This is a genomic window from Streptantibioticus ferralitis, from assembly GCF_029223525.1.
GTDB lineage: Bacteria > Actinomycetota > Actinomycetes > Streptomycetales > Streptomycetaceae > Streptantibioticus_A > Streptantibioticus_A ferralitis.
The window spans coordinates 13,379-34,877 of the sequence record NZ_JARHTQ010000037.1; the positions used below are offsets into that span (position 1 = coordinate 13,379).

The 21,499-nt window shown below is 70.3% G+C and carries 18 protein-coding genes; 8 read left to right on the forward strand and 10 right to left on the reverse strand.

Annotated elements, in window-relative coordinates; genetic code table 11:
* Positions 1 to 61: 61 nt before the first annotated feature.
* Complete coding sequence (locus tag P2L57_RS34305; protein ID WP_275821378.1) at positions 62 to 868, reverse strand: SDR family NAD(P)-dependent oxidoreductase; 807 nt, start codon at positions 866 to 868, stop codon at positions 62 to 64.
* A gap of 25 nt (positions 869 to 893) precedes the next feature.
* Positions 894 to 1,829, reverse strand: coding sequence for an LLM class F420-dependent oxidoreductase (locus tag P2L57_RS34310; protein WP_275821380.1), 936 nt, complete (start codon positions 1,827 to 1,829; stop codon positions 894 to 896).
* 307 nt (positions 1,830 to 2,136) lie between these two features.
* Between P2L57_RS34310 and P2L57_RS34315 the strand changes: the two genes are divergently transcribed.
* Positions 2,137 to 2,832, forward strand: a complete 696-nt coding sequence (locus tag P2L57_RS34315; protein ID WP_275821382.1) for a rhomboid family intramembrane serine protease — start codon at positions 2,137 to 2,139, stop codon at positions 2,830 to 2,832.
* A gap of 100 nt (positions 2,833 to 2,932) precedes the next feature.
* On the opposite strand, the gene P2L57_RS34320 is transcribed toward P2L57_RS34315, so the two are convergent.
* Both P2L57_RS34320 and P2L57_RS34325 read right to left on the reverse strand, forming a co-directional pair.
* Complete coding sequence (locus P2L57_RS34320; protein WP_275821384.1) at positions 2,933 to 4,159, reverse strand: amidohydrolase family protein; 1,227 nt, start codon at positions 4,157 to 4,159, stop codon at positions 2,933 to 2,935.
* 105 nt (positions 4,160 to 4,264) lie between these two features.
* On the reverse strand, positions 4,265 to 5,026 hold the full coding sequence (locus P2L57_RS34325) for an AMP-binding protein (RefSeq protein ID WP_275821411.1): 762 nt from the start codon (positions 5,024 to 5,026) through the stop codon (positions 4,265 to 4,267).
* Positions 5,027 to 5,366: 340 nt separating this feature from the next.
* On the opposite strand from P2L57_RS34325, the gene afsR reads away from it, so the two are divergent.
* The 3 genes from afsR (at position 5,367) to P2L57_RS34340 (ending at position 9,079) form a co-directional block, all read left to right on the forward strand.
* Positions 5,367 to 8,303, forward strand: coding sequence for an SARP-family global regulator AfsR (gene afsR, locus P2L57_RS34330; RefSeq protein ID WP_275821413.1), 2,937 nt, complete (start codon positions 5,367 to 5,369; stop codon positions 8,301 to 8,303).
* 171 nt (positions 8,304 to 8,474) lie between these two features.
* Positions 8,475 to 8,705 carry a hypothetical protein gene (locus P2L57_RS34335; RefSeq protein ID WP_275821415.1) on the forward strand — a complete coding sequence of 77 codons (231 nt, stop codon included), beginning with the start codon at positions 8,475 to 8,477 and terminating at the stop codon, positions 8,703 to 8,705.
* 191 nt (positions 8,706 to 8,896) lie between these two features.
* The gene (locus tag P2L57_RS34340; protein ID WP_275821417.1) at positions 8,897 to 9,079 is read left to right on the forward strand and encodes a hypothetical protein; all 183 of its coding nucleotides are present in this window, start codon (positions 8,897 to 8,899) and stop codon (positions 9,077 to 9,079) included.
* A gap of 57 nt (positions 9,080 to 9,136) precedes the next feature.
* Here the strand turns inward: P2L57_RS34340 and P2L57_RS34345 are convergent, their stop codons facing one another.
* Positions 9,137 to 10,723 carry a FadD3 family acyl-CoA ligase gene (locus P2L57_RS34345; RefSeq protein WP_275821419.1) on the reverse strand — a complete coding sequence of 529 codons (1,587 nt, stop codon included), beginning with the start codon at positions 10,721 to 10,723 and terminating at the stop codon, positions 9,137 to 9,139.
* Between the two features lie 121 nt (positions 10,724 to 10,844).
* Between P2L57_RS34345 and P2L57_RS34350 the strand changes: the two genes are divergently transcribed.
* The 3 genes from P2L57_RS34350 to P2L57_RS34360 are packed head-to-tail and all read left to right on the forward strand — an operon-like array spanning position 10,845 to position 13,222.
* Positions 10,845 to 11,993, forward strand: coding sequence for a lipid-transfer protein (locus tag P2L57_RS34350; protein WP_275821421.1), 1,149 nt, complete (start codon positions 10,845 to 10,847; stop codon positions 11,991 to 11,993).
* Positions 11,994 to 11,999: 6 nt separating this feature from the next.
* Entirely contained in the window at positions 12,000 to 12,464 is a 465-nt protein-coding gene (locus P2L57_RS34355; protein WP_275821423.1) for a Zn-ribbon domain-containing OB-fold protein, read from the forward strand.
* On the forward strand, positions 12,461 to 13,222 hold the full coding sequence (locus P2L57_RS34360) for an enoyl-CoA hydratase/isomerase family protein (RefSeq protein WP_372516048.1): 762 nt from the start codon (positions 12,461 to 12,463) through the stop codon (positions 13,220 to 13,222). The genes P2L57_RS34355 and P2L57_RS34360 overlap by 4 nt, the downstream gene beginning before the upstream one ends.
* Positions 13,223 to 13,274: 52 nt before the next feature.
* Here the strand turns inward: P2L57_RS34360 and afsK are convergent, their stop codons facing one another.
* The 3 genes from afsK to P2L57_RS34375 form a co-directional block, all read right to left on the reverse strand.
* A complete protein-coding gene (afsK, locus tag P2L57_RS34365) occupies positions 13,275 to 15,755 on the reverse strand; it encodes an outer membrane protein assembly factor BamB family protein (RefSeq protein WP_275821425.1) in 2,481 nt (826 codons plus the stop codon).
* A gap of 226 nt (positions 15,756 to 15,981) precedes the next feature.
* Positions 15,982 to 17,022: an acyl-CoA dehydrogenase family protein gene (locus P2L57_RS34370; protein ID WP_275821427.1), complete on the reverse strand. Its 1,041-nt coding sequence runs from the start codon at positions 17,020 to 17,022 to the stop codon at positions 15,982 to 15,984.
* On the reverse strand, positions 17,019 to 18,230 hold the full coding sequence (locus P2L57_RS34375; protein ID WP_275821429.1) for an acyl-CoA dehydrogenase family protein: 1,212 nt from the start codon (positions 18,228 to 18,230) through the stop codon (positions 17,019 to 17,021). The genes P2L57_RS34370 and P2L57_RS34375 overlap by 4 nt, the downstream gene beginning before the upstream one ends.
* Before the next feature lie 94 nt (positions 18,231 to 18,324).
* On the opposite strand from P2L57_RS34375, the gene P2L57_RS34380 reads away from it, so the two are divergent.
* Entirely contained in the window at positions 18,325 to 19,476 is a 1,152-nt protein-coding gene (locus P2L57_RS34380; RefSeq protein WP_275821431.1) for an acetyl-CoA C-acetyltransferase, read from the forward strand.
* A gap of 67 nt (positions 19,477 to 19,543) precedes the next feature.
* Here the strand turns inward: P2L57_RS34380 and kbpA are convergent, their stop codons facing one another.
* Together kbpA and P2L57_RS34390 are read right to left on the reverse strand one after the other, a co-directional pair.
* Positions 19,544 to 20,335 carry an AfsK-binding protein KbpA gene (gene kbpA, locus P2L57_RS34385; RefSeq protein ID WP_275821433.1) on the reverse strand — a complete coding sequence of 264 codons (792 nt, stop codon included), beginning with the start codon at positions 20,333 to 20,335 and terminating at the stop codon, positions 19,544 to 19,546.
* A 94-nt stretch (positions 20,336 to 20,429) separates the two neighbouring features.
* Complete coding sequence (locus P2L57_RS34390; protein WP_344184180.1) at positions 20,430 to 21,497, reverse strand: NAD(P)H-dependent flavin oxidoreductase; 1,068 nt, start codon at positions 21,495 to 21,497, stop codon at positions 20,430 to 20,432.
* Between the last annotated feature and the right edge of the window lie 2 nt (positions 21,498 to 21,499).

The following is a 21,499-nucleotide window of genomic DNA, read 5'->3' on the forward strand; positions in this document are numbered from 1 at the left end:
ATTGAATCGACTCTCGCAGCGCCCGCCTACGCCGTCAATACCTGGTGCGCGGCAGGACCCGCTAGAAGACGGAGACCCCGGCCAACCAGCCGCCATCGATCACGAACGGCTGGCCGGTGATATACGAGGAGTCCTCTGACGTAAGGAACAGTGCGAGCTTGGCCACCTCCTGCGGACGGCCGATCCGACCGATCGGCACCAGCCTCCGGTACATCTCGTCCGGCGCAGCCGCCTCCCCGACGGACTCCCGTCCCGCCGCCGAGGCGTGGGCGTTCGGATCCAGCTGCGCGGGGTTGGTCATCGGGGTGTCGATCGCGCCCGGGCAGATCGCGTTGACCCGAATCCGCTTCGCCGCCAGTTCCAACGCCGCCACCCGCGTCATCCCGACGATCGCGGCCTTGGTCGCCGCGTACGAGGTCAGCAGTGCCATTCCGGAAAGCGCCGCGACCGACGCCGTGTTGATGATCGTGCCACCGCCCGCCGCCGCCAGGGCGGGCACCACCGTGCGCATCCCGAGGAAGGCGCCCACCTGGTTGACCTGGACGACCTGCTGGAACTCCGCCAGCGGTGTGCTGGCCAGTTCGTTGAAGCGCAGGATGCCCGCGTTGTTCACCAGGCCATCCAGCGCGCCGAAGGCGCCGGTCGCCGTATCGACGGCCGACAGCCACTGCTCCTCCTGGCTCACATCCAGATGGACATACACGGCACGCTCCTCCCCCAGTTCCCCGGCCAGCGCCTGACCCTGCTCGTCCAGCACGTCGCCGAGGACGACCCTGCCGCCCTCGGCGACGAAGAGCCGGGCCTCCTGCTCGCCCTGGCCACGCGCCGCGCCGGTGATGAGGATGACGCGCCCGTCCAATGCGCCCATATCGCTCCCGGGGTTCGGTACGGGGTCAGTTGAGATGCGGAGCGACACCGGAGGCGAACGCCTCCATCTGATCGAGGAGTTCGGTCGCGCTACGGCTGCGGAAGCGGACCTGTATCTGGCCGATCCCCATCGCCGCATACTCGCGCAGCGATTCCGCGATCGCCTCAGCCTGGCCGGACAGTGTGCGGCGGCCTACCCGCCAGGACGGCTCCCCTATGTACAGCGGCTCGGTGATAGCCCCGATGTCGAGCGGTTCGCCGGCGCGCAGCCGCTCCAGTTCGGCTATCCGCGACGGCAGTTGATCCCGTGGATCTCCCTGCGGCAGCCAGCCGTCGCCGCGCAGGGCCGACCGTCGTATCGCCGCGGGGGACGATCCGCCGACCCAGATCGGCGGGCGGGGAGTCTGGGCGGGTCTGGGCCGCTGGCCCAACTCCCGGAAGGCGAAGTGCCGTCCGGTGTGCTCGGGGAACTCCTCGGGCCCCAACGCGGCCTTCAGCGCGTCGATGGTCTCGTCGAGCACGGGTCCGCGGCGGTCGAAGTCCACCCCCAGCGCGTCGAACTCCTCCCGCACATGTCCGGCGCCGACACCGAGGATCAGCCGTCCGCCGGAGAGGTGGTCGAGCGTGGCGTACTGCTTGGCGACGGCCAGCGGATGCCGCAGCCCGGCCACGGCGACATGGCTGAGCAGCCGTACCCGGGTGGTCGCGGCGGCCACATAGGACAACGTGGCCACCGGGTCGTACCACGTGGTGCTCATCGCGTCCGCGAGCCGGGCCGGAATCACCACGTGGTCACAGCAGGCGACGTAGAAGAAGCCGAGCCGGTCCGCCGCGCGGGCGATCCGGAGCAGTTCGGCAGGTCCGGCCGCGGTCTCCCACCCCTCCGCGAACACGGTGCTCAGCGCCTGGACCGGCAACTGCATCCCGTAGACCAGACGGTCATCCGGCAGGATCCGCACCATGTGGGCCTCCCTCGTCGCGAGTGCCCTCATCGTCGTATCTGACATAGCGTCAGACAACCCCGCGTTCCGTGCATGGTGCGGACCATGACGGATGTCATAGCGCAGTCACGACAGAAGGCACTGCCCCCGGGGCCCTGCCGAGCGGCAGGCTTTGGGTACGGGGCGAAGACCCGTGGAGAACCGGCCGGCGGCTCTGCGGGGCCCGGCTCGTCCGTCGCCTGGTCCGGTAGTGGATCCGGGCGCTGGCCCGGCGGGCGCTCCGGTGGTCGGTTCGGTGGTCGGTTCGGTGGTGAAGGGGGAGTTCGGGATGCAGACGCACACGGCGGTGCTGTACGGCTGCGCGGCTGCCGTGGTGGTGCCCGGCAAGGAAACGCTGACAGCGCTGCTCGCCGACCGGAAGGGCGACAGCCCGCTGGACATCCTGCGGGCCGCGTGGCGGCGCCCGGTGCCGATGGCCTCGGTCGCGGTCCTGGCCCTCACGGTCCTGACGACCGCCGCGCAGTTCGCCTTTCCCACGGTTCTCGAACACTTGGAGCGCGACGGGGCGGCCTTCGACGACGGCCAGTGGTGGCGGCTGCTGACCGCCGTACTGGTGCAGTCGTCCGGCTGGATACAGGCGGCGTTCAACTTCGCCGCGCTGACGGTGGTCGGCCCGATAGCCGAGCGGGTGATCGGCCCCGGCCGCTGGCTGGCCGCCTACATGCTCAGCGGTCTCGCGGAGAACGGTGTGAGTGCGGCGGGCTGGAGTCCACACGGAGCGGGCAGTTCCGTCGCCATCTGTGGGCTGGTCGGCGCGATGGCGGCGCTGCATCTGCTACGCGGCGACCGATGGTCCTTCCGGCGCGGCTTCGCGCTGCTGATACCGATCGCCGGGGTGGCGCTGTGCGCGGTCTCCAACAACCACGGGGTGGGCCTGCTCACCGGCTGCGCGCTAGGCGCGGTGGCCGCGGCCCTGCCCGTCGGACGGTTGGGGGTGCGCATAGCGTCCGCACCGGGTGCGTGAGCGCGGGCGGGTCAGCGCGGGAGCACGGACGCGGCCGCGGAGGGAGGGGCGTCGTGGGTGGGCGGTGCGGGGGACCGTCCACCCACGGCCGGTCCCCGCGTCACGAGGCCGCGGGCGCCCAGAGGCCATCCGAGGTCAGGCCCAGCAGATCGATCGCGTTGCCGCGTACGATCCGCTCGACCACGTCCTGCGGCAGATGGCCCATCTGCGCCTCGCCGACTTCCCTGGATTTCGGCCAGGTCGAGTCCGAGTGCGGATAGTCCGTCTCGTACAGGACGTTGCCGACACCGATCGCGTCAAGGTTCCGCAGACCGAACGCGTCGTCGAAGAAGCAGCCGTAGACATGTTCGGCGAACAGTTCGGACGGCGGCCGGAGCACCTTGTCGGCGACGCCGCCCCAGCCCCGGTTCTCCTCCCAGACGACATCGGCCCGCTCCAGGATGTACGGTATCCAGCCGATCTGGCCCTCCGCGTACATGATCTTGAGATGGGGGAAGCTTTCGAACTTTCCCGACATCAGCCAATCCACCATCGAGTAGCAGCAGTTGGCGAAGGTGATGGTGGAGCCGACAGCGGGCGGCGCGTCCGCGGAGGTGGAGGGCATCTTCGAGGAGGAGCCGATGTGCATCGCGATGACGGTGCCGGTCTCGTCGCAGGCCCTCAGAAAGGGGTCCCAGTCGTCGGTGTGGATCGACGGCAGCCCCAGGCGCGGCGGTATCTCGCTGAAGCAGACCGCCCGCACACCGCGCTCGGCGTTGCGTCGCACCTCGCGGGCGGCGAGTTCCGCGTCCCACAGCGGGATGAGGGTGAGAGGGATGAGACGGCCGTGCGCCTGCGGTCCGCACCACTCCTCGACCATCCAGTCGTTGTACGCCCGCAGACACAGCAGACCGAGGTCGTGGTCCTTGGCCTCGGTGAACGTCTGCCCGCAAAAGCGCGGGAAGGTCGGGAAGCACAGCGCGGACCGCACATGGTTGACATCCATGTCCGCCAACCGCTCTGGCACGCTGTAGGACCCCGGACGCATCTGCTCGTAGGTGATGCCCTCAAGCTTGATGTCGTCGCGGCTGCAGCCGACAGCGGTGTCCAGTCGGGTCAGCGGGCGGTGCAGGTCCTCGTAGACCCACCAGTCGGCGATCGGCCCGTCATCGCCGGGCGCGCCCATCTTCGGCGCGAACTTACCGCCGACGAAGGTCATTTCCTTCAGCGGCGCCCGGACGATGCGCGGACCGATGTCGTGGTACCGGGACGGGAGCCGGTCCCGCCAGACGCCTGCGGGCTCGACCGTGTGGTCGTCCACCGAGATGATCTCCGGGAAGCTCTCCATGGCTTCACGGTAGCGCCAATCTGACGAACCGTCAGCTCTGTGGACATCGAAAAGGATCCTCCGATGGCCCGTAGCGCACCTGCCGAAGGGCCTTGGCACCCGGCGCTACCCCCTGTCATCCGGCCCGCACGGCCATCCCGTCTCCCAGACCGCACGCCCCTCGTGCACCGGGAGCAGCAGGCGCCACACCGCGTCATCCATACCGTGCACCGAAGCGATCCAGCCCAGCTCCTCGTCCTTGACGCCCAGCCGACAGGCGTCCTGCAACTCCTGGAGGACGTTGAGCAGATCGCCGTGGCTGAACGGCGGCTCCATCCGGCCGCCCAACGGGTCGCCCAGCGGCCCGGGCACATAGCGGCGGTAGGCGTCCGCACCGCGCAGCACCCCAACCGGGCGCCACCGACCGGCCAGTTCACCAACCGGGCAGCCGCCGACCATCTGGCCGTCGGCCTCCAGGACCGGGACGCGGTCGCGGTTCACCGGCAGCGCCGACCAGCCGTCGGCCGCGGTCAGCACGGCGGCGGGACCGACCCGGTCGACGGCCTCCGCGACCCCTTCGTCGATGCCGTCGTCCATCCCGCGCTCGGGCAGCAGATACGGCACCGCCACCATGCCCGCGTACAGACACCCGTAGAACGCACCGGCGAAATCCGGCCCCTGGCGGTAGGCGAGGAGCACCCGGCTACCCGGCGGGAGCGCACCACCGAGCCGGGCGGCCACCGCGCGCGCCCGGCGGTCGAGTTCGGCATAGCTGCACGCGGCCGTCGCGGCGAAGGGCGCGCCCGGCAGCGCGCCGTACGGCACCGCACAAGGCAGTTCGGCGGCCCTCTTGCGCAGCATCCGGCCCGGCGTCACCACCGCACTCATCCTGGCGCGCGTCCGCTCCGTGGCGGCTCCACTGACACCGCCCCCAAACTCCGACGCGGACGGCTTCGGTGGCGTACACCATGAGCACATGACAGCTCCGTCACTCCTCTTCCCCACAGACCTCACACACGGAATCTCAAATTCCGATCAATTCACACTGATTGGCGTACAACCGCCCGTGAGGACGTGACCGCGCCCGGTAGGACAGGGCAAACTGGCCGTCACGCGGCTGTACTCATCACACGCGGAGATGGTCCCGGCTCACGATGAACGATCGATATACGTCCACTGGGTACGTGCTCGACGCGTTCTCGCCGCCGGCGCGGAATGGGAGTCTGTGATGGATGGCGGAACGGAGCCGGGGCTGCGCTTCGCGCTCCTCGGCCCGGTGCGGGCCTGGCAAGGCGAGAACCTGCTGTCGGCGGGCTCGCCTCAGCAGCGTGCCCTGCTCGCCGCACTCCTGCTGCGCGGCGGCCGGACCGCTACGGCCGACGAGTTGATCTACGCGCTATGGGGCCACGAACCGCCGGAGAGCGCGCTCGCCGCCCTGCGCACCTACGCGTTCCGGCTCCGTAAGACCCTCGGCGCCGGGGCTTTGGCCTCTGTGTCGGGCGGCTACGCGCTGCGTACCGCGCCGGGCAGTCTGGACACCGCGGTGGCCGAGCGGCAGGCCGTCGAGGCGGAGAAGGCCCGGGCCTCGGGCGATCCCGCGCGCGCCCGCGAACTGCTGTGCGCCGCGCTCGACCTGTGGGACGGCGAGCCGCTCGCCGGGCTCCCGGGGCCTTACGCGGAGATGCAGCGCACCCGGCTCACCGAGTGGCGGTTGACCCTGCTGGAGGCCCGGCTCGAACTCGACCTCGAACTCGGCGGCCACGGCGAGGCGGTCTCCGAGTTGACCGCGCTGTCCGCCGAACACCCGTTGCGTGAGCGGCTGCGGGCCCTGTTGATGCTCGCGCTCTACCGCAGCGGTCGACAGGCCGAGGCGCTGGGTGTGTTCGCCGACACCCGGCGGCTGCTCGCCGAGGAACTCGGCGTCGATCCCTGCGCCGAACTCACCGAACTCCACCAACGCATACTGGAGGCCGATCCCGAACTCGCCGCCCCGTCCTCGCCCGGGGACACGGCGAACACGATCGCGCCGATCCGGCCCGCGCAACTGCCCGCAGCGGTCACGGACTTCACGGGTCGGACCGCCTTCGTCTCGGAACTGGTCCAGGAGTTGGCGACCGCGGACAGCGGTGTCATGGCCCTGTCGGCGGTGGCGGGCATCGGCGGCGTCGGCAAGACCACGCTGGCGGTACATGTCGCCCATGCGGCCCGGACCACCTTCCCCGACGGCCAGTTGTACGTCGACCTCCAGGGGCAGGGCGCCAGGCCGACCGAGCCGGAGACGGTACTCGCCTCCTTCCTGCGGGCACTGGGCACACCGGATTCAGCCATTCCGGACGGTCTTGAAGACCGTGCGGCGCTCTACCGCTCGATCCTCGACGGTCGTCGCGTCCTCGCCCTTCTCGACAACGCCCACGACGCGGCGCAGGTGCGGCCGTTGCTGCCCGGCACCCCGGGCAGCGCCGCCCTGATCACCAGCCGGGTCCGCATGGTGGATCTGGAAGGCGCCCACCTGGTGGACCTCGACGTCATGAGCCCGGAGGAGGCCCTCCAGCTCTTCACCAAGATCGTCGGGACCGAGCGCGTCATGGCCGAACGCCAAGCCGCCCTCGACGTCGTCGCCGCCTGCGGTTTCCTGCCGCTCGCGATCCGTATCGCCGCCTCGCGGCTGTCCACTCGGCGAACGTGGACGGTCTCCGTACTGGCCCGAAAGCTCAGCGACGAGCGGCGCCGACTGGACGAACTGAAGGCGGGGGACCTGGCGGTCAAGGCCACCTTCGAACTCGGCTACGGCCATCTGGCCACCGAACAGGCCCGTGCCTTCCGCCTGCTGGCCCTGCCGGACGGCCCCGACATCTCGCTGAACGCGGCCGCCGCCGTGCTCGACATGGACCCGTATGACGCGGAGTCCCTGCTGGAGACGCTGGTCGACATAAGCCTCCTGGAATCGGCGGCCCCGGCCCGCTACCGGTACCACGACCTCCTGCGCCTCTACGCCCGCGACTGCGCGGAACGCGACGAAACCGCCGAGGCCCGCGAGGCCGCACTGTCGCGCGTGCTCGACTTCTACCTGGCGTCCACGGAGTGCGTGTACGCGTTGGAGAACCCGGGTGAACCGGTGCTGGAGCACCTGGCAACGCCCGCGCGACACGGTCTGGTCTTCACAGAACAATCCGAGGCCCTGGACTGGCTGTTCGCCGAAGCAGCCGGAGTACTGTCCGCCGTCCGGCAGACCGCCGCGCACGGGTGCGCAGGCCCGCTGCGCCATGCGATCGACCTGCTCTTCGCATCCCAGGACCTGATGGAGTCCGGTGTCCATCTGCGCTCCTACGAGCAGGCCGTCCGCGCGGTCATCGAAACCGCCGATGACTGCGGTGAGCCCCTGGTAGCAGGCCGGGCGCACCTGTTGCTGGGCCGGATCCGCTCCTGGTCCAGCAGTCACTTCGAGGAGGCGGACCTCGCGGCGCAACGCGCACTTCTGCTCGGGCTGACCGCCGAGGATCCGCTGACTTGCAGCTACGCGCCGAACCTGCGCGGGCTGATCGCGAAGGACCGCAGGCGCTACGAGGAGGCGGAAGCCTACTACCAGCAGGCACTCGAGTCCTTCCGCGATCACAACAACCTGACCGGTATGGCGTCGACGCTGAGCAACCTCTCGCGCGTACACGTCGAGGTGGGCAACCACGACGCGGCTGTCGCCACCGCCGAGGAGGCGATGGCGCTCTACTACGAGCTGCGCACAGGGGGTTACCGCCTTGGCATGGGCCTGTACGTGCTGGCGATCGCCCTGACCGCGAGCGACCGTTTCGACGAGGCGTTGGGCTGCCTCAACAAGGCGCTGCCCATCTTCCGGGAAGCCCGCCAACAGCTCTGGGAGGGCGTGACCCTCTACCGCATGGCCGTGGTTCATGTCGCGGCGGGCCGCCACCGCCAGGCCGCCGCTCATGCCGAGCAGGCACTTGGGTTGGTGAACAGGACCACCGGCCACTGGCGGACGGCCGATGTGCTGACCGTTCTCGGGCGCGCGCTCCATGGAATCGGGCAAGCGGACCGCGCTCGGGCCTGCTGGCACGACGCACTGAACATCCACAAGTCCCTCGGCACCGAGGGAGCCGACGAGGTGCTCCAACTCCTCGATGACCGCCCATCTTCGAGCGTGGCCGTATAACCGCAGGTCAGGCGCAATATCGGGGGGCGTTTATCGGTTGCTTATCGGGCGCTGTCAAGATTTCATCGCATCGAGAGATGCCCGCTTGGTGGCGCACGGGGGTCGTCACCAAGCGGGCGTCCGGAACGCCGAAAGACACACCATGCAAGGCATCTAACGGGGAGAAACAGCATGACCGCCAACGTTCCAAGCACTGGCAACAGCAAGAGGCCCGGCGCGGGCATCGGTACGGGAGCTGGTAGGGGGGAGTTCCCGGAACCGCCGAACGGCATCGAGCAGCAGTCGCATGGCGAGGGCGTTGAGGAACAGCCCCAGGATGACCCTGACACCTGGGGCAACACGGGGGCAAAGCCGCTCGTGCAGCCCGACACCTGGGGTAACACGGTCCTCCCCTCCCAGTGAGGGGTTAGCGCCGCGGGGGCGAAGGTGCCACGGGGGAAGGCGCCATAGGGGGCCGTGGCGCACGAGGGGCAACGGGGGCAACGGGGGACGTACATCAGCAAACCAGGCGGCCGCGGCGTGGAGGGGGCGTCGCGGCCAACTTTGTTGGCCGCGACTCCCATTCCATCCATCACTCCGAGACTGGAGCAGACATGAGTCTGATACGGAAGGCCGCCATTGTGGTCGCGGGCATCGCGACCGCAACGGCAGCGGCTGCGGTCCCTGCGATCGCTTCCGCAAGTACGAACGCCCATGGTGACCGGGGTCTGGCCATCGTCCAGGCGCACGACGGAGACTCCTCCGTGACCGCTCCGGACACCTGGGGCAACGTCTAAATCCCCTCACCACAAAGCAGGGGTGGCGGCGGCACCGGGGGGTCCGCCGCCGCCCCGTCATGTCGTAGGGCGGGCGCGTAGCGCGCCCTTCAGTATCTTGCCGCTGGCGTTGCGCGGAAGTTCCGCCAGGAACTCGACCTCGCGCGGCACCTTGTAGTTGGCCATCTCCCGTCGCGACCACGCGATCACATCGTCGCCGGTGACCGTCGAGTTCGGGCGCCGCACCACATACGCCTTGCCGACCTCGCCCAGCCGTGCATCGGGGATGCCGACCACGGCCACTTCGAGCACATCGGGGTGACGGGAGACGATGCGCTCTATCTCTGCCGGGTAGGCGTTGAAACCTCCCACGATGAACATGTCCTTGATGCGGTCGGTGATCCGTATGTTGCCGTCGGCGTCGAGCACGCCGACGTCGCCCGTGTGCAGCCAGCCCTCGGTATCGATCGCCTTCGCCGTCTCCTCTGGCTCCTCGAAGTAGCCGGACATGACGTTGTAGCCACGCACCAGGATCTCGCCGTTGCCAGCGAGTCTGACCTCGGTGTCCGGGATGGCCCGGCCGCACGTCGACGCGATGACACCCGGCGGGTCACCAGGGCGGCACATGGTGACCGTGCCGGAGGCCTCCGTCAGGCCGTACGCGGTCAGCACGGTGGCGACCCTCAACTCACCGCGCAGCCGCTCGACGAGCTCCAAGGGGACCACGGCTGCTCCGGTCACCACCAGCCGGAGTGCGGACAGGTCGTGTTGGGCGCGCACCGGGTGGTCGAGTATCGCCTGGTGCAGGGTGGGCGGGCCGGGCAGCACGCTGATGCGTTCGGTGGCGATATTGGCCAGTGCGGTGTCCACGTTGAAGACGGACTGCGGAACCATGGTCGCGCCGCGCAGCAGACAGGCGATGATGCCCGCCTTGTAACCGAAGGTGTGGAAGAAGGGGTTGACGATCAGATAGCGGTCGTCCGCTGTCAGACCCGCGAGTTCGCTCCACACTCCATAGACGCGCAAGGTCTGCGTATGCGTGATGACAGCGCCCTTGGGGTGACCGGTGGTGCCTGAGGTGAACATGATGTCGGAGGGGGCATCGGGGCGTACCGCCGCGGCTCTGGCCCGTACTCGCCCGGCCGGAACGGTGTCGCCGCCCGCCAGGAACTCCTTCCAGGTAAGGAAGTCGGGCGGCGCGTCCTCCGCCAGCACCACCACATCACGCAGATGGGGCAGTCCGGGCAGCGGTCCTTCCGCGGCGTCCGGCGGGCCGCCGCCCGCCGCGCGCCGCAGCGACGCCACATACGACGTACCGAGGAACGCACCGGTGACGAAGAGCAGTCGGGCGCGGGTGCGGCCCAGCACATAAGCGGCCTCGGCGCCCTTGAACCGGGTGTTCAACGGAACCAGGACACCGCCCGCGCTCACCGCCCCCAGTGCCGCGACGATCCAATCCAGCGTGTTCGGAGCCCAGATGGCGACCCGGTCGCCCAACTCGACACCGGACGCGGCGCAGGCGGCCGCCGCCCGCTCCACTCGTGAGGCCAGCTCCGCATAGGAGACCCGGGTCCGTCCGTCGACCACGGCCTCCCGGCTCCCGTAACGCCGTGCGGCCTCGACCACCAGCTGGGGGACGCTGCCGAACTCCAGGTCACCGCGCATAATCGCTGCCTCCCACCGCTGTGCGGCTCCAACTAGCTGACTATCCGTCAGATTAATGGGTACTCTGATGCCCTGCCAGCCCAGGGCCAGCGGGCTCGTTGGACACGAGGAGGTGGCGCCGGTGGCATCCCTCAAGGACGCGACCGCCATCGTCGGGACAGGCCAGACCGCGTTCGCCAAGCGACTCGACGACCCCGAGAAGACCCTCGCCTGCCGGGCGATACTGGCTGCCCTGGACGACGCCGGAATCGAACCCTCCGAGGTGGACGCGTTCGCCTCGTACACCATGGAGGAGACCGACGAGGTCGAGGTCGCCAAGTCCATCGGCGCCGGAGACGTGACCTTCTTCTCCAAGGTCGGCTACGGAGGCGGTGGTTCATGCGCCACCGTGGCCCACCTCGCGGCCGCCATCTCCACCGGTCAGGCCACCGTCGGCGTCGCCTGGCGGTCACGCAAACGCGGCTCGGGCAAGCGCCCCTGGACCGATGTCCACGCCCAACTCCCCACCCCCGCACAGTGGACGCGGCCGTTCGGGCTGCTGCGCCCGGCGGACGAGATCGGCATGCTCACCCGCCGCTATATGCACGAATACGGCGTCACCCGTGACCACCTCTTCAATGTCGCCCTCGCCTGCCGCAACCGCGCCAACCAGAACCCGGCCGCGATGATGTACGAGCGCCCGCTGACTCGCGAGATGTACATGACGTCCCGGTGGATCAGCGAACCGCTCTGCCTCTTCGACAACTGCCTGGAGACCGATGGTGCGTTGGCATGCGTCGTCGTCAGCGCCGACCGTGCCCGTGACTGCCGCCGCCGGCCGGTCTATGTGCACTCCGTCGCCCAGGCGCTGCCCACCCAGCACCACGGCATGGTCAACTACTGGAACGACGACCCGCTCTGCGGCCCCGCGTGGACGGCGGCCCGACAGCTGTGGAAGACCGCCGACATCACCCCCGACGACATCGACGTCGCGCAGATCTACGACGCGTTCACCCCGCTCATCCCGCTCTCCCTGGAGGGCTACGGCTTCTGCGCCCGCGGTGAAGGAGGTGCGTTCACCGAGGGCGGCGCCCTGGAGATCGGCGGACGACTACCGCTCAACACCTCGGGAGGCGGCCTGTCCGAGGCGTATGTACACGGTTTCAACCTGATCACCGAGGGCGTCAAGCAACTGCGCGGTACCTCCACCGCACAGGTTCCGGACGCGGCGACATGTCTGGTCACGGCAGGCGAAGGCGTGCCAACCTCCGCGCTTCTCCTGAGGAGTTGAGCGTTCATGTCCTCCATCATGAAGGCCACCACTGACAACGGCTTGCTGCTGCCCGTACCGGACCAGGACGGTGCGCCCTTCTGGGAGTTCGCCGCGCGCGGCGAACTCCGCGTCCAGGTCTGCGGCGCGTGCGGACGGCTGCGCTTCCCGCCGCGGCCGTGCTGCCCGCACTGCCAGTCCTTCGACAGCGCATGGCGCGCGATGTCCGGCCGCGGCCGGATCTGGTCCTACGTCCTGCCCCACCCACCGCTACTGCCGGGGTACGCGGCACAGGCGCCGTACAACGCGGTGATCGTGGAACTCGCCGAGGACCCGGGGATCCGGCTGGTCGGCAACGTGGTCGCCGCACCCGCCGCGGCGCTGAACTCGGTGGATACGTCCCGTCTGCGGATCGGCGCGGCCGTGCGGGCCTGCTTCCATGAGATCCCGGAGGGCGTCACCGTCCCTCGCTGGCTGCTGGAGCGTCCGTGATCACCGTCGACACGAAGGACGGCGTCGCGGTGGTGACCCTCAACCGGCCCGACCGGCACAACGCCATCGACCTGACGATGTGCGAGGAACTCAGCGCCACCTGGCGGGAGTTCCGGATGTCCCCCGACATACGGGCGGTCGTGCTGACCGGCGCGGGCGACAAGGCGTTCTGTACCGGTCTTGACCGCTCCTGTGTGATTCCGCAGCCGCCGTCCCCGTACGCGATCGACGATCCGCTGCTCCGGATCGGCCCCAAGTCGGCCGACCTGTGGATACCGGTCATCGCCGCGGTCAACGGCATGGCCTGCGGCGGTGCGTTCTACCTGCTCGGCGAGTGCGAGTTCGCCATCGCCGCCGACCATGCGACCTTCTTCGACCCGCACACCGCGTACGGCATGGTCAGCGCCTACGAATCCATCGGCATGGCGCAGCGCATGCCGTACGGGGAGGTCATGCGGATGTCCCTGATGGGCACCGCGGAACGGATCGGCGCGCGGCGCGCGTACGAGACCGGGCTGGTGTCGGAGGTCGTGCCGGGCGACGAGCTGCTGGCCGCCGCCGTGCGGGCGGCCGGCGTTGTCGCGTCGTACCCGACGGAGGCGGTGCAGGGAACGGTGCGCGCCGTGTGGTCGGCGCGGGCCGCCGGGCGATCGCTCGCGCTGGCGGGCGCACCGCATCTCGTCACCCTCGGGAACCTTCCCCCCGAACGGCAGCAGGAACTCTTCCGCGCGCGCCGCGGCGACCACCGGGTGCGCTGATGGTGGGCGGCCCGGCGGACCGCCCACCCGAACGCACCGCGGGGAAGGCGCCCTACCGGCGGGAGCCGGTCCCCTTGACCGCGTCCAGCGCGTAAACGCACCGGTCCTTGCTGCACGCGTACACCACTCCGTCCCGGGCCACCGGAGAGCCGGTGATCTCGCCGCCCGTCTCAAGCTTCCAGCGCAACTGGCCGCTCGCCGCGTCAACGGTGTACAGGCAGTGGTCCACCGACCCGAAGTGGAGGCGGCCGTCCGCCGCCACCGGAGAGCCGACGATCTCGCCCTGTGTGGCGAACCGCCATCGGGGGGCGCCGGAAACCGCGTCCAGCGTGTAGAGCGCACCGCCGCTGCCGAGGTGTACGAGTCCGCCGGAGACCAGGACCGGCTCAACGGACTGCCGGGCCTCCGTCGCCACACGCCATCGCTCCACACCGGAGCGCGCGTCCAGGGCGTACACCGTGCCCAGGTAGTCGACCACGTACACACCGCCCGGAGCGTGTGTGACAGGCGCGAAGATGACCGCCGGGGCGTCGAAGCGCCAGCGTTCGGTGCCCTCTCCGGCGTCCAGCGCCAGTACGCGGCTGCCCGCGGTGACGTACACGGCCCCGCCGCCGGCGGCTGGCCGGACCGGCATTCCGGACGCGACCCCGGCGGCCATCTCGCCGTCGCCCAGCGGGTATGCCCAACGCTCGGCGCCAGAGCGGGCGTCGAGCGCGTGCAGCAGTCCGCCGCCGCGGTAGTAGACCGCGCCGTCCACAAGGGCCGGGCCCGACTCCGGGGACTCGAAGTCGGCCTGGGCGCCGCTTCGTTCCCACAGGAGTTCCCCGCCCGCCGCGTCCCACGCCTGGACGCCTCCGCCGCGGGTACCGGTGATGACCGTGCCGTCCTGTACCTGGAGCGAGTACACCCAGCCGTCGACGGCGATGCGCCACAGCTCGCCGCCGTCGGTCGCGTCCAGCGCGTAGAGGCCTGGACCGTCGGAGGCGTGGATCAGGCCGTCCTCGATGGCCATTGTCCAGGCGACGTCACGTGTCTTGAACTGCCGCTGTCCCGTGGCCACGTCCAGCGCGTGCACCTCGAAGGAGGTGACGTAAAGGCGGCCTCCGGCGACAACAGGTGTGCCCCACACGTCGTTTGACATGCGGAAGCGCCAGGGGCGCCAGCGCGCGTCCCGCTCGTCGTACCCCTCGGCGGCATGCCGGGACGGCCGGGCCTGCGGGGCAAGCGGCTGCGGTGGTGGCTGCACGGGCACCGCGGCGTGCGCCGACGGCGCGCCAACGCCGTGGACCGCGCCGGCCGGCGCCGGTGCCGGGGCCCGGCCGCGCGCCGTCCAGTCGATACCGGGAGCCGGCGGCGCACCCTGCGTTCCCCGTGGGTCCTTGCCGTCTGCCGCCAGCGGGCCCGGCCCGATCGGGACGGAACCGGCGAGCTGCACGGGTCCGGCGGACTGCGCCGGGTGGCCGTCCGCGCCGTGCTCCGCGCCGCGTTCGGGGCTCGCATGGCGCCCGCCGCCCACTTGCGCGGGCGGCGCCTGCTCGGGCACCGGCGGTGCCACGGGGACGGCCGGGGCGTCATGGCCCGCGGCCACGGCGGCGTTGGCGGCGGCGACATTGGCCGCGGCGTCGGCCGCGGCCCGTTGCCGACGGCCGCTGCGCTGCTCTATGACCGCGACCGCGCGCTCGGGCAGCCACGCCGAAACCGATCCGCCGTCGTCGGCGGAGGAGAACAGGTGGGGGGCCAGTTGGGCCTGCAGATCAGCGGGGGTCGGCCGCCGTTCCTGCTCCATGCGCATGCACGACTCGATGAGCGGCCGCAGCTCATCCGGCAGTCCTGTGGTGTCCGGTCCCTCGCGGAGCAGCATGAAGACGGTCTCGACCGGGTTCGAACCGTGGAAGGGCGCGTGTCCTGTCGCGGCGAAGACCAGCGTCGAGCCGAGCGAGAAGATGTCGCTGGCTCCGGTGACGCTCCGCGAGTCGCGTGCCTGCTCCGGCGACATGTACGCGGGCGTGCCCACGGCCACGTTGGTCATGGTCAGCCGAGTGTTCGACACACCGCTGGCGATGCCGAAGTCGATCACCCTGGGCCCGTCCTCCACCACGAGGACATTGGAGGGTTTGAGGTCCCGGTGCACAAGACCGGCGCCGTGGATGGACTGCAGTGCCTCCGCGACTCCGGCCGCCAGCCAGCGCACCGCCTGGGCCGGCAGCGGCCCGCACTCATTGACTATCTCTTCGAGCGAAGGGGCCGGTACGTAGGCCGTGGCGAGCCACGGCACGGCCGCCCGCGGGTCGGCGTCGACCACGGCGGCCGTGTAGAAGCCGCTCACCGCGCGCGCCGCCTCGACCTCGCGGGTGAACCGGACCCGGAACAGCTGGTCCTCCGCCAGCTCGGCACGCACCGTCTTGATCGCCACGCGTCGACCGGACGCCGAGCGGGCGAGATAGACCAAACCCATGCCGCCGGCGCCGAGCCGCCCGAGGACCTCGAATGGGCCGATCCGTCTCGGGTCGTGCTGCGTCAGCTGTTCCACCACTGCCCTGCCACCTCCCCGTACCCCCCGAATTGTTGCAGCCCCGGGCAGCGTCTCACCGCCAACCGTCCCGGGGTACGGGATCTGATTCTTCCTGGGATGCGCTCCGGTTGCGAACCCGGGGCGGTTCCGAGCGCGCCGTACGGTACGACGAAACGATTCTGCGTCCGCTGGTACGCCCACGTTGTGATACAGACGCGCACTCACCGCCGCAGGTTGCCTACGCCGCCTATGGGCATGGCGGGGCCGGTGCGGGGCCCAGTAGGTCCGCCGCGACGGCGGCGCGATGGTGAGCGGCGTCACCCCAGGCCGCGGAGAGCGCCCAGACCCGCCGCAACCACAGAACGAGGTCGCACTCCTCGGTGTAGCCGATCGCGCCGTGCACCTGAAGGCAGGACCGGGCCGCCAGATCCGCCGCGTCGGAGGCGAAGACCTTGGCCATGGCCGCGTCCCGCCCGGCCGACGGCAAGTCGTGGTCGAACGAGTACGCGGCGCGCAGTACGACGGGGTGTGCGAACTCCACCGCGATCAGCACATCGGCCAGCAGGTGCTTGACCGCCTGGTACGAGCCGATCGCCCGCCCGAATTGTTCGCGTTGCCCGGCGTACCGAACGGTCAGCTCAAGCATCGCGCGGGCGGCACCGAGCAGATCGGCGGCGGCCCCGATCGCGCCGAGCCATCCGGCGCGGGTGACCGTCCACTCGCGCAGCGCTACCGGCGGCTCACCTGACAGAGTCGATATATCAACATGAGCCAGACCGCGCCCCGGATCCACTCCTGCCACCGGACCGATGCACGCGTCGGCGGCCGGGCAGACATGCAGCGCATGGCCGTCCACCACCAGGACGAGGTCCGCGTACGCGGCATGCGCAACGGGTACCGCGCCCGGTCCGCCGCCCGTCCGGGGCCCGCCGACCGGCAGCCGTACCGCGGCGACCGCGGTGCCCGCCGCGAGTTCGCGCAGCCACTTGGCGGCGCGGTCCGCATCCACCCCGGCCAGCAGTGCGGCCGCGACAGCGGCCTCCACCACCGGTTCCGGCGCGCACGCCCTGCCCCCCGCCGCCGCGACGGCCACCAGCGCGCCCGCGCCCAGGCCGAGCCCGCCGTGCTCCTCGGACACCAGTAGCCCGGTGACCCCGGTCTCCGCCAGTTCCTCCCACCGCTTACGGGCGAACCCCGCCCGGACATCCCGCGGGGTGCAACGGCGCTCCAGCAGCGCCCGGACCGTGCGGGCGAACAGTTCCTCGTCGGCCGTCGGCCCCAGCCTCATCCGCCCGCCCCTCCTCCGCCGCCCAACCCCCTGGACGCCTTGCCCTTCGGTTCCTTCGGCAGGCCGAGCAGCCGCTCGGCGATGACGTTGCGCTGGATCTCGTTGGTGCCCGCGTAGATAGGGCCCGCGAGCGAGAAGAGATATCCGTCGAGCCAGCGGCCGCCGGTTTCCGCCCACGGCCCCAGCAGCCGCTGTGCGGTGGCGTGCAGGTTCAGATCGAGTTCGGACCAGAAGACCTTGTTGACGCTGGACTCCGGCCCGATGGACTGCCCATCGCCGAGCCGGGTGACGGTACGGAAGGTGTAGAGGCGGTAGGCCTCGGCGCGCATCCAGGCGTCCACCACGGCGTCTCGGTACGCGTCCGGGGTGCCGGTGCCCGCCGCCGTGCCGACGCTCACCTGGCCGTAGAGCCGCACCAACTGGTCGGCGGTGGCCAGGAAGCGGCCGGGGCTGCGCAGATGGAGGCCGCGTTCATCGCCGGTGGTCGACATCGCGACGCTCCAGCCCTGCCCGGGCTCGCCCAGCACATCGGTGTCCGGTACGAAGACATCTTCGAGGAAGACCTCGGCGAACCCCGGTTCGCCGTCCAGTTGCCGGATCGGTCGCACGGTCACGCCGTCGGCCGCGAGGTCGATCATGAAGTAGGTGAGGCCGTGCTGGCGTTCGGCCCGTGCGTCGGTCCTGAACAGGCCGAACATCCGATGTCCGTAGGTTCCGCGCGAGCTCCAGGTCTTCTGTCCGGTCAGTCGCCAGCCGCCGCGCCGCTCATCGCGAACCGCACGCGACCGCAGCGCCGCCAGATCCGACCCGGCACCCGGCTCCGACCAGCCCTGTACCCAGATCTCGTCCCCGGCGGCCATCGGCGGCAGGATGCGGCGGCGCTGCTCCTCGGTGCCGTGGGCGAAGACGGCGGGGGCGAAGAGGAAGATGCCGTTCTGGCTTACCCGGCCTGGTGCACCCGAGCGCCAGTACTCCTCCTCGAAGATCAGCCACTCAACGAGCGATGCACCTCTGCCGCCGTAGCCCTCCGGCCAACTGACCACCGCCCAGCGGGCGTCGTACAACTGGCGCTCCCACCGCTGGTGCGCGCGGAAGCCATCCGGGGTGTCCATGGACGGCAGGGGATCCCGCGGCACATGCCGGGCGAGCCAGTCCCGTATCTCCCGCCGGAAGTCCTCTTCGGTCGCACTGAAGATAAGGTCCGTCACTTGCGCTAGCATAACCTGACGGCTCGTCAGATTTAAGAGCGCGCTTCACCAGCACCCTGCGGTCGTCACCAGCATCCTGCATGGAGGGGTCGTCATGGCAGAGGCCTTCATCGTCGAGGCGGTACGCACACCGGTGGGCCGCAAGAAGGGCGCCCTGTCGTCGGTGCACCCGGCGGACCTGGGCGCGCATGTGCTGCGGGCACTGGTCCAGCGCTGCGGAATCGATCCAGCGGCGGTCGAGGACGTGATCTTCGGCTGCCTGGACACCGTCGGCGGGCAGGCGGGCGATATCGCTCGCACCTGCTGGCTCGCCGCCGGGCTGCCGGAACACGTACCCGGCGTGACGATCGACCGGCAGTGCGGCTCGTCGCAGCAGGCGGTGCACTTCGCCGCGCAGGCGGTGATGTCCGGCACCTGCGACCTGGTGGTCGCGGGCGGCGTACAGAACATGTCGCAGATCCCCATCGCCGCGGCCTTCCGTGTCGGCGCGGAGTACGGCTTCGCCGACCCGTTCTCCAGCTCCACCGGCTGGCGCCAGCGGTACGGGGAGCAGCCCGTCAGCCAGTTCCACGGCGCGGAGATGATCGCGCGCCAATGGGACATCTCCCGCGAGGAGATGGAACACCTCGCGCTCGCCAGCCATCAAAAGGCGGTGCACGCCATCGACAGCGGCTGGTTCGAGAAGGAGACCGCTCCGCTGACCGAGTTGGCGGTCGACGAAGGGCCGCGCAGGGACACCTCGTTGGAGAAGATGGCGTCCCTGGAACCGCTCGCACCGGGTGGACGGCTCACCGCCGCCCTCGCCTCACAGATCTCCGATGGCGCATCGGCGCTGCTGCTCGCCTCGGAGCGGGCCGTACGGGACCACGGGCTCACCCCGCGCGCTCGCGTCCACCATCTGTCGGTGCGCGGCGGCGATCCCATCGCCATGCTGACCGCGCCGATTCCGGCAACCGAGCGCGCTCTGGCCAAGACGGGTATGGCCATCGGGGACTTCGACGCCATCGAGATCAACGAGGCATTCGCCTCGGTGGTGCTGGCGTGGCTGAAGGAGACCGGCGCCGACCCGGCGAAGGTGAACCCGTGCGGCGGTGCGATCGCCCTTGGGCATCCGCTGGGCGCCACCGGCGCGAAGCTCATGACCACCTTGCTGCACCAACTGGAGCGCGCGGGCGGACGGTTCGGCCTCCAGACCATGTGCGAGGGGGGCGGCCAGGCCAACGTCACCATCATCGAGCGTCTGTAGCCGATCCCGCGGTGAGCGATGGGCGCGACCCGTGGCACCTCGGCTCCGAAGCTGTGCCGGACAGTCGCTATATCTCCCCTACTTTCGTCGCCGTGTCGATGACGGTGAAGTGCGCGCCCTGGTCGTCGATGACCGAGGCCCAGCGGCCGTGCGGGCTGTCCTGCGGTTCGGTGTTCACCCTGCCGCCGAGCTTTCGGACCGTCGCGACCGCGTTGTCGCAGTTGTCGACCACGAAGTAGACCCTGAAGTGCGCGGGCAGCCCGGCCGGGAAGTCCGGCCCCATCTGCAGGCGTCCTGCGATGTACTGGATTTCGGAGTCCCGCTTGAGGGTCCACACCTCGTAGTCGAAGTCGCCGCCCGCGTCGCCTATCTGCTCGGTCTCATAGCCGAACACCTGTCGATAGAAGGGATCCACGGCGTCCTTCTCCCGCGTGTACAGCTCCGTCCAGCCGAAGGCCCCTACCTCGTCCCGCTTGTCGAAGCCTTGGTGTCGGCCGCCCTGCCACACACCGAAGACCGCGCCACTCGGATCGGCGGCGATCGCCATGGTGCCGAAGTCGCCGACCTGCCCCGGGCCCATCACGATCTGCCCGCCCGCCTCGCGTATCTTCTCGGCGGTCCTGGCCGCGTCCTCGGACGCGAAGTACACCGTCCACGTGGTCGGCATGCGTCCGTCGAACTTGGGAATGAGCGCCGCGACGTGGCTTCCGTCGTGCAGCGCCAGGCTGTAGGAGTCGCCCTCCGCACCACCCTCTTCGAATGTCCAGCCGAGCAGTTCCCCGTAGAAGCGCTTGCCCGCTGCCACATCCGGGAGCATCGCATCCACCCAGCAAGGGGCACCTTCCGCGAACGCCGACATGGCCCTGAGTCCTCCCGTGCGATGGGATGTCGTCTTGCTGGCCACGCTAGTCCGGGTGCCCGGCTTACGCCCGCCCTGTGGATAACCGATCCGCTCAACGCGTCACGGCGCTGTGGACGGCCGCCAGCCGCTCCTCGGCCTCGGCGACCACGCGCCGGACCAACTCCGCGCAGGGCGGGAGGTCGTCGATGACCCCCGCCACCTGTCCGGTGGCCATGACACCCAGGTCAGCGCGGCCCTCCACCATCGCGGCGCGCAGAAGTACCGGGGTGTTGGCCGCCATCAACACCTGCGGCCAGCTCAGCCCGCGCGCACCCCGCATCGCGCGCCCCTCACGCACCATCGCGCGCAGCGGTGTTCCGGACATCCGCGCGAAGCGCAGGGCGTTGCGAACCGCGCGCGGATAGCGCACCAGCGGCCCGCCGCGCTCCAGGGAGGCCACGAAGTCGGTGGCCAGCACCCGGTGCGGCACTCCATCCACCTCACGCGTCACGGTGGTCCCGGTGACGTCCGCGGACAGGTAGCGGTCCTGTACGGCGCGTGGCACCGGTGCGTCCGAGGTGAGCAGGAAGCGGGTGCCCATCGCGATGCCGTCGGCACCGTAGGCCAAGGCGGCGGCCAGACCTCTGCCGTCGAAGAACCCGCCCGCCGCGATGACGACGACGGACGAGCCCGCGAGCGCGTCCACGACCTGCGGCAGCAGCAGGGTCGTCGGCACCGGACCGGTGTGGCCGCCGCCCTCGCCGCCCTGTGCGACGACCGCGTCCACCCCCCATTCGGCGACCTTCTCGGCATGCCGTCTGGCACCGATCGAGGGGATCACGATCATCCCGTGATCGTGTGCCCGCTTGATCAGTTCGCGGCTGGGCGCCTGCGCGAACGAGGCGACGCGCACGCCTTCGCGGCCCATGAGGTCGATCCGCTCTGCGGCGTCGGGGGCGTCGGATCGCAGGTTGACGCCGAAGGGGCGGTCCGGCGCCGCCACCTTGACCTCGGCGATCGCGGTCTCCAGTTCCCCGTACGCCATGGTGGCCGAGGCCAGTACGCCCAGGGCGCCCGCCCGGGCGGTCGCCGCGACCAGCGGTGGATAGGCCACGTACCCCATACCGGTCTGCACGATCGGGTGGTCGATGCCGATCAGGGCGGTCAGCCGGGTGCGCAGCG